General features: G+C 73.8%; 7 protein-coding genes. 2 read left to right on the top strand and 5 right to left on the bottom strand.

The window, feature by feature from the left end; translation table 11 throughout:
* The first annotated feature begins 271 nt into the window (after positions 1 to 271).
* Positions 272 to 778 (top strand): Lrp/AsnC family transcriptional regulator, encoded by a 507-nt coding sequence (locus ACSNOD_RS08465; protein WP_436766158.1) that lies wholly within the window; start codon positions 272 to 274, stop codon positions 776 to 778.
* A 58-nt stretch (positions 779 to 836) separates the two neighbouring features.
* Here ACSNOD_RS08465 and ACSNOD_RS08460 read toward each other — a convergent pair whose 3' ends face one another.
* A complete protein-coding gene (locus ACSNOD_RS08460) occupies positions 837 to 1466 on the bottom strand; it encodes a TetR/AcrR family transcriptional regulator (RefSeq protein WP_436766157.1) in 630 nt (209 codons plus the stop codon).
* A gap of 8 nt (positions 1467 to 1474) precedes the next feature.
* Positions 1475 to 3085 (bottom strand): 3-hydroxyacyl-CoA dehydrogenase, encoded by a 1611-nt coding sequence (locus ACSNOD_RS08455; protein ID WP_436766156.1) that lies wholly within the window; start codon positions 3083 to 3085, stop codon positions 1475 to 1477.
* A gap of 130 nt (positions 3086 to 3215) precedes the next feature.
* Between ACSNOD_RS08455 and paaN the strand changes: the two genes are divergently transcribed.
* A complete protein-coding gene (paaN, locus tag ACSNOD_RS08450; protein ID WP_436766155.1) occupies positions 3216 to 4916 on the top strand; it encodes a phenylacetic acid degradation protein PaaN in 1701 nt (566 codons plus the stop codon).
* A gap of 35 nt (positions 4917 to 4951) precedes the next feature.
* Here the strand turns inward: paaN and ACSNOD_RS08445 are convergent, their stop codons facing one another.
* Genes ACSNOD_RS08445 through ACSNOD_RS08435 form a run of 3 tightly spaced genes read right to left on the bottom strand, consistent with a single transcriptional unit; the run spans position 4952 to position 8024 of the window.
* On the bottom strand, positions 4952 to 5707 hold the full coding sequence (locus tag ACSNOD_RS08445) for a TrmH family RNA methyltransferase (RefSeq protein ID WP_436766154.1): 756 nt from the start codon (positions 5705 to 5707) through the stop codon (positions 4952 to 4954).
* The gene (locus ACSNOD_RS08440) at positions 5704 to 7278 is read right to left on the bottom strand and encodes an HTTM domain-containing protein (protein WP_436766153.1); all 1575 of its coding nucleotides are present in this window, start codon (positions 7276 to 7278) and stop codon (positions 5704 to 5706) included. The genes ACSNOD_RS08445 and ACSNOD_RS08440 overlap by 4 nt, the downstream gene beginning before the upstream one ends.
* Positions 7275 to 8024, bottom strand: coding sequence for a DUF5819 family protein (locus tag ACSNOD_RS08435; RefSeq protein WP_436766152.1), 750 nt, complete (start codon positions 8022 to 8024; stop codon positions 7275 to 7277). Before ACSNOD_RS08435 ends, ACSNOD_RS08440 begins: the two co-directional genes overlap by 4 nt.
* Positions 8025 to 8251 lie beyond the last annotated feature (227 nt).

The following is an 8251-nucleotide window of genomic DNA, read 5'->3' as shown; positions in this document are numbered from 1 at the left end:
CCGCGGCCTCGACCCGGTGCGCGCCCTGACCCTGCTGCGCGGCGACTGGCACACCGGGTACGACCCGCGCGAGCACCTCCTGGATGTCCCCGAGCCGATGAGCCAGGGGGGCGGGACGGGCCTGACGAGGGGCGCGCGGGTGGTACGCCCCTCCCTACCGATTGTTCGGTCGCCAGCACATTTTGGCTACAGGCGCCGTCGGCCTGTGGACAAACGGTTCCCCGGGCCCTGAGATGAGGACAGGACGTCCATGCAGGGGAGGCGCAGGGGGATGGCTGCTGAACGGATGGCCGACAGCGGCCGGGAGGGGGAGGCGCGCCGGTCAGCGCGCTCGCTGGACGCCATCGACCGGGCGATCCTGCGCATGCTGAGCACGGACGGGCGCGCCTCGATACGGTCCGTGGCCGAGCGGGTGCACGTCTCGCGCGCCAACGCCTACGCCCGGATCAACCGGCTGATCGACGACGGCGTGATACGCGGGTTCAGCACCCGGATCGACCCCGAGCGGGCGGGGTACGGGGCGTCCGCGTACATCACCTTGAAGATCGTGCAGAACTCCTGGCGGGCGGTGCGCGAACAGCTCCGGGAACTGCCGGGCGCCGCGCACATCGCCTTGGTCAGCGGCGACTTCGATGTGCTGCTCCTGGTGCACACCGAGGACAACCGGGCCCTGCGGGAGCTGGTGCTCACCCGCATCCAGTCGATACCCGAGGTGCTCAGCACGCGCACGCTGCTGGTGTTCGAGGAGACCGATCTGTCCATGGACCCGGGCCTGTGAGCCTTCCGACCATGGGCCGGGACCGCGCATCCGACCGTGGGCCGGGGCCGGGCAGCGGTCAGGACTGATGCGCGCCGGGCGTCGCCCGCAGTCCTGCGAACGCCGTGACGATGACCGCCTCGGCCACTTCCTCGCTGCCCGCGCTGCCGCCGCGCTCCGGCCGGTACCACTCCACTATCGAGTTGATCATCCCGAAGAGCAGCCGGGTGGCCAGCCGCGCGTCCACGTCGGTGCGCAGGTCTCCGTCGGCGGCGGCCTTCTTGAGCAGTTCTGCCACCTCGTGGTCGAACTCCCGGCGGCGCTCCATGGCCCACCGCTCGGTGTCGGTGTTGCCGCGCACCCGCAGCAGCAGAGTGACGTAGGGCAGCTCGGCCATGAGCACCTCTGCGGTGCGGCGGGTGACGTACTCCAGCCGTTCGATCGCGCGCCCCTGCCCGGCGCCCGGCTCGTCGAGTACGGCGAACAGCCCGTCGAGCGCGCGGCTGAGCGCCAGCCGGAGCAGCTCCTCCTTGGACCGGACGTGGTGGTAGATCGAGGACTTGGAGATCCCGGCGGCCCGGGACAGGTGCTCCATGGACGTGCCGTCGTAACCGCGCTCGTTGAACACCTGGACGGCGACCGCGAGCAGCGACTCGGGCGTGTAGGTGTCGCGCCGGGGACTCGTGGCGCGGCTGCCGGGCTCGCTCATGTCCATGATTATCCCGCGCCTTCGCCGCGCTCGTTCCCCGGGTGGGACAGCGGGCGGCCGGTGGCCGCGCACCGCCGCAGCAGCGGGGACGGCGCGTAGCGACCGCCGGGCCAGGTGGCGTGGAGGGCGTCGAGCAGCCCGGTCACCCAGCGGGCGCCGAGCCGGTCGCCCCAGGCCAGCGGGCCGAGGGGGTAGTTCACCCCGAGGCGCATGGCGGTGTCGATGTCGGCCCCCGAGGCGACCGAGCGCAGCGTCGCGTCCGCGGCGATGTCGACGATCCGGGCGACGGTCCGGGCCACGATCAGCCCGGGGAGGTCCGGCAGGACGCTCACGCGCTTGCCCAGGGCCTGGAAGAGGCCGATGGCGTCGGCCAGGCCCCGCGGCGCCACGGCGTCCGCGGGCGCCAGGGCGACCCGGGTCGCGGAGCGGTAGTCGAGGCAGAGGTCGAAGACGATCCGGCGGCCGGCGCCGTCCAGGGTCGCCGGGCGGCCGTCGGTGAGCGACAGCCGGGTGCCGTCCGGCAGCAGAAGGGCGCCGGCGGGCTCGCCGGAGGGGCCGGAGGCACCAGGGGCGCCGGAGACGCCGGGGGAGCCGGAGGCGTCGCCCGGGGGCCGCTCGGCGACGGTGACCGCGATGCCCGCCTCGCGCATCAGGGGCACGAGCTCCGCGGCGGGCCCGAGGTCGCCCTGGACCGCGACCTCGGCCGGCGCCTGCTCGGGGGCGGCGGTGTGCGGCTCGGCCCGGGGCGCGCCCTCGGCGTGGTCGTACCAGCCGCGGCCGGACTTGCGGCCGTGCAGTCCCGCGTCGACCAGCCGCCGCTGGGCGAGCGAGGGGGTGAACTTCGGGTCGTACAGGAACGCCTCCCACACGGAGTGGCTGACGGCCGCGTTGACGTCCTGCCCGATGAGGTCGGTCAGCTCGAACGGGCCCATCCGGAAACCGCCGGACTCGCGCAGTACGGCGTCGAGGGTGGCCGGGCTCGCGCCCCCCTCCTCGTACACGGCGAACGCCTCGGCGTAGAACGGGCGGGCCACCCGGTTGACGATGAACCCGGGGGTGTCGGAGCACCGTACGGGCGTCTTGCCCCAGGCGGCGGCGGTGGCGTACGCCCGCTCGGCGGCGGCCTCGTCGGTGGCGTGGCCGCTGACCACCTCGACCAGGGGCAGTACGGGCGCGGGGTTGAAGAAGTGCAGGCCGACGAAGCGGCCGGGCCGTCGCAGGGTGCCCGCGATCCGGGTGACCGAGAGCGAGGAGGTGTTGGTGGCCAGCAGGCACTCCTCGGCGACCAGCGCCTCCAGGGCGCTGAACAGCTGCTGCTTGGCACCCATGTCCTCGACCACCGCCTCGATCACCAGGCCCGCGTCCGCCAGGGCGGCGAGCTCGCCGACGGCGCTCAGCCGGCCCCGCGCCGCGTCGCGTTCGGCGGCGCTCAGCCGGCCCTTCTCCACGAGCCGGTCGAGGCGGGCCGCGATGGCGTCCACGGCGACGGCGGCCCGGCCGGGGGCGACGTCGTAGAGCCGTACGGGGTGCCCGGACACCAGCGCGACCTGCGCGATCCCCTGCCCCATGGTGCCGGTTCCGACGACGGCGACGGTGGCCGCGCGGTCGAGTGCGCTCATGCCGCTGATCCTCCCGGAGCGTGAGTTGTCCACAGGTTCGCCGGGCCCTCTTGTCCCGACCGATCGTTCGGTTAATCTAGCCGTGTTGTCCCTGCCCTGTCCTGACAGCTCGATGAGGAGTTGGTCTGCGATGGCCGCCGAGCTCACCGCCCTCCAGTTGATCGAGAAGCACCGACCGACCCTCGACCAGGCCCTGGAGGCGATCCGCAGCCGCGCCTACTGGTCGCCCTTCCCCGAGCACCCGAAGGCGTACGGCGAGGGCGGCGCGCCCGGGAGCCTGGGGCCGGCCGAGGGCCAGGCGGCCTTCGACGCCCTGCGCGGCACCCGGTTCGAGCTCGACCAGCCGGGCACGGACGGCTGGACGGGAGACGAGGTCTCGCCCTACGGCGTGGAGCTGGGCGTGGAGTATCCGCACCCCGACACCGGCGCCCTGCTCCCCGCCATGCGGGAGGCGATGCCGGCCTGGCGGCAGGCCGGGCCCGAGACCCGCGCCCTGGTCTGCCTGGAGATCCTCTCCCGCATCAACGGCCGCACGCACGAGTTCGCCCACGCCGTGATGCACACCTCGGGACAGGCGTTCATGATGGCCTTTCAGGCGGGCGGCCCCCATGCGCAGGACCGGGGCCTGGAAGCGGTGGCGTACGCCTACGTCGAGCAGACCCGCACCCCCGAGACGGCCGAGTGGTCCAAGCCCCAGGGCAAACGCGACCCGCTGACCCTCCGCAAGGCGTTCACGCCCGTGCCGCGCGGCATCGCGCTGCTCATCGGCTGCAACACCTTCCCCACCTGGAACGGCTACCCCGGGCTCTTCGCCTCGCTGGCCACCGGCAACCCCGTCCTGGTCAAGCCGCATCCGCGGGCCGTACTGCCGCTCGCCCTGACCGTGCGGGTGGCCCGCGAGGCGCTGCGCGACGCCGGGTTCGACCCCAACCTGGTGTGCCTGGCCGCCGAGCGCCCCGACGAGGGCCTGGCCAAGACGCTCGCCGTGCGCCCGGAGATCCGCGTCATCGACTACACCGGCTCCTCCGCCTTCGGCGACTGGCTGGAGGCCAACGCCCGCCAGGCGCAGGTCTTCACCGAGAAGGCCGGCGTCAACACGGTCGTCATCGACTCCACGGACGACTACCGCGGGATGCTCGGCAACCTGGCCTTCTCCCTGTCGCTGTACAGCGGCCAGATGTGCACCACCCCGCAGAACCTGCTGATCCCGCGCGACGGGATCACCACCGACGCCGGCCCGAAGTCGTACGACGAGGTGGTCACGGACCTGGCGGCGGCCGTGGAGGGGCTGCTGGGCGACGACGCGCGGGCCACGGCCGTACTGGGCGCGCTGGTCAACCCCCAGGTCAAGGAGCGGCTGGAGGCCGCGGCCGGGCTGGGCGAGGTGGCCCTCGCCTCCCGCGAGGTGACCCATGGCGACTTCCCCGGCGCCACGGTCCGCACCCCGGTGATCGTGAAGCTGGACGGCGCCAAACCGGACGCCGAGGCGGCCTACATGTCGGAGTGCTTCGGCCCGGTGGCCTTCGCGGTGGCGGTCGACTCCACGGCCGACGCCGTGGAACTGCTGCGCCGCACGGTCCGGGAGAAGGGCGCGATGACGGTCGGCGCGTACACCACGTCGGCGGACGCCGAGCGGCTGATCGAGGACGCCTGCCTGGAGGAGTGCGCCCAGCTGTCGCTGAACCTCACCGGCGGGGTCTATGTGAACCAGACCGCGGCGTTCTCCGACTTCCATGGCTCGGGCGGCAACCCGGCGGCGAACGCGGCGCTGTGCGACGGGGCGTTCGTGGCGAACCGCTTCCGGATGGTGGAGGTCCGCCGCCCGGCGTAGGGCGCGATCACGAGGGGCGGGCGGCCCGCGCGGGGTCAGGACTTCCAGTGGTACAGGGTCATGGCCACGCTGGTGGCCAGGTTGTAGCTGGAGACCTGGGCACGCATGGGCAGGGCCAGCAGACCGTCGGCGCGGGCCCGCAGTTCGGGCGAGATGCCGTGCCGCTCCGAGCCGAACGCGATCAGGGCGTCGTCGGGGATGGTGGTGGAGCGGATGTCCGCGCCCTCCGGGTCCAGGGCGTAGAGGGGGCCGTCCGGCAGCTCGTCCAGGGTCAGCCGCTCGACCGCCGTCGCGTAGTGCAGTCCGGCGCCGGCCCGCACCCCGTTGGGGTGCCAGGGGTCGAGATCGCCGAGGGTGACCACGCCGGTGGCGCCCATGCCGGCCGCCAGCCGGACCACGGCGCCGACATTGCCGAGGTTGCGGGGGTTGTCCAGGACGACCACCGGCGCCTGCCAGGGCCGCGCGGCGAGGAGGGCGCGCTGGGCCCGCGCGTCCGGCCGGTCGGCCAGGGCGGCCACGCCCGTCGGGTGCACCCGCGGCACCAGGTCCCGCAGGGTGGCGGTGGGCACCTCCACGACGGACGCGGCGATCGTGTCCAGCAGATCGGGGGCGAGCTCGGTGGTGAGCGCGAGCAGGGCCGCCCGGTCGCAGGTCACGGCCACCCGCGGCCGTGCGCCGAACCGCAGGGCGTGCTTGAGGGCGTGGAAGCCGTCGAGCAGCACGGCGTCCCCGGCGTGGTCCCGCCAGGTGCGTACGGCGCCCTGGGCCGCGTCCGTTCCGTCCTCGGTCATGGCCTGAAGCCTACGGTCCCGGGGACGGTGGCCCCGGACGCCTCCGCACCGCCGTTGTCTGGGCGGGTGCGGGTGTCGGTGTCGCCGTCGGCGTTGGGGTCGGGGTTGGCGTCGGGGTTGGCGCCGGTGCCGGTGCTCGGGTCACCGTTCGTGCCGGCGCCGGTGTCCGTGCCTGCATCGGCGCCGGTGTCGCCGGAGCGGGGGCCGGGCAGGACGGCCGGGGCCCGGTGGGGGAACAGCCGGCGCGTGCCCCGGCCGACCCGGGCGCCGAGCCCCCGCAGAAAGCCGGTGGGCAGGAAGACCGCGTCCGCCGCGATCATGGCGAGCGAGAAGAACGGCAGCCCGAGCACGACCGCGATGGCCGCGTGCTCGACCATCATGACCACCAGCAGCACGTTCTTCACCCGGCGGTTGAAGAGGGTGAACGGGAACGCGACCTGGACGATCACCGTGCCGTAGGTGATCACCATGACCATCAGCCCACTGCTGCCGAGCGCGTCGGAGAGCGCGGGCCAGGGCGAGAAGTAGTCCAGATTCATGGGGTAGAACAGCGCGGTGCCGTCCTGCCACCGGGAGCCCTGCACCTTGTACCAGCCGGCGGTGGCGTAGATCAGACAGACCTCCACCATGATCACCAGCAGGGCGCCGTTGTGCGCGAGGTTGGCGAGGGTGTCCAGGACGGTCACGGCCTCGGTGGGCCCGCCGCGGTCGCGGGCGTGCCGGACCGCCGCCCACCAGAGGGCGTGCGCCGCCCACAGGCCCCAGAAGACCAGCGCCCAGCCGGTGCTGAGCTGCCCGAGCAGGGTGACGGTGGCGAGAGCGAGGCCGAGCACGGCCCAGAGGACGAGACCGGTGAGGTCCCGACCGGGCTCCCCGGGCCCCTCGTACGCCCGCGCCCCGGGCGTGGTCGCGGCGGCGCGGGCGCGGCGGCGCGCGTCCAGGGACCACACCGCCCCGCACCGGGTCAGCACGAGGTAGAGGGACACCAGGTGGATGACGTTGTCGCCGCCGTCGCCCATGAGGATGCTGCGGTTCTGCAGCGACAGCACGCCGACCATGAAGAGCACCGACATGGTGCGGGTGCGCCAGCCGACCATCAACAGCGCGCTGGAGACGAGGGCGAGGGCGTAGACGGCCTCGAACCAGCCCCGGCCGTGGGACCACATCAGCAGGGTGAAGGCGTCGTTGGTGCCGATGAACTGGCGCGCCATGTCCCAGCTCCACGGGCCGCCGGGGCCGTAGAGCTCATGGCGGTACGGCCACTCGCGGAGCAGGAAGCAGAGCCAGGTGAAGGCGAATCCGATCCGCACCACGGCCGTCTGATGGGGGCCGAGGGGCCGGGCGAGGACCTGGGCCAGGCCCCGGGAGACCGCGCCCGCCCAGGTGGCGGGCAGCCGCCGCCAGGGCGTGCCGGGGGCGGGTGCGGCGGGGCGCTGTTCGGTGGGGTGCTGTGCGGTGGCACGCTGTTCGGTGGAGAGCTGACCGGTGGAGTGCGTCGCGTCGGGCTCCGTCGCGGCGCCCGCGGCCGCGGGCGGTATCGAGGGGCGCCCCGGGGAAGGCTGGTTCGTCATCGGGTGGTTCCCTTCGCGAGCCGCGCGCCGTCCGCCGCCGCGGAGTCGTCCGTGCGGCCCACCCCGTCCGTGCCGGGCCGGTCGGCGTCACCGACCGGCCACCAGGGGTACTCGCGGTAGGACGGGTTCGTATCGATCTTCTCGTCGCTCCACGGCGGCGGGGCGACGGCGGTGGTGGCGGAGCGGACCTGGACCCGGACCACGGTGCCGGGCTCCCGCTCGCGGCTGAACCGGAGCATCACGATCCGCCGTATGTACTCCTCGGAGAGCTTGCCGCGCAGACCGTTGGGCCGGTTCTCGGCGTCGTGCGAGCCGGTGAAGAAGTCCCAGGCCCGGCGCAGCTCGTTCTGCTGCGTGTGGCTGGGCAGCAGGTTGCCCCGGATGGCCGCGCCGTCCTGCGCGGAGAGGTCCTTCCACTCCGTGGTGCGCAGCTCACCGGTGGCGGTACGGATCTGGGCCCGGGCCTGTACGGCGATGTTCTGCTGCAGCGGGTTGGGCGCGAACAGCTTCCAGTTCTGTTCGAACTCCGGGTAGATGTACTCGTCGATGGTCTTGGCGTGCTGCTTGGAGACCGTGTTCGCCGGTGCCACATGCAGGAAGACCATCCCCAGGTGGACGGCGACGGCCGCGGCCACGGCCAGCACGGCCACGGCCACGACGATGCGTGAGGGGAGCGAGAGCGCGGCGATGCCTCCGCCGCCGGGGGACCGTCGTCCCGTGCCGGCGCTGCCGTCGTGTTGCTCCATGCCGCCCTTCCCCTGGCCCGCTCCCGGGGCCGTCCCGGTCCCGCCCGTCGCCGCGGACGCCCGCCGTCCGGCGGCGCCCGCCACTCGTCGCTGAAACATGTGCCTCAGAAGCGGAACGGTACTCAGCCGCGGCCGCCCGGGACAGCGCCCGGTGTGCGCGGGCGGGCACCGGCGGACACCGGGGAGGGCCGCGCGCCGGCTCCGGGGCGGGCGCGGCCCAGGTTATC

It is taken from the genome of Streptomyces sp. URMC 123 (genome assembly GCF_051386515.1).
GTDB lineage: Bacteria > Actinomycetota > Actinomycetes > Streptomycetales > Streptomycetaceae > Streptomyces.
This window is presented reverse-complemented; position numbering and strand designations above follow the sequence as displayed.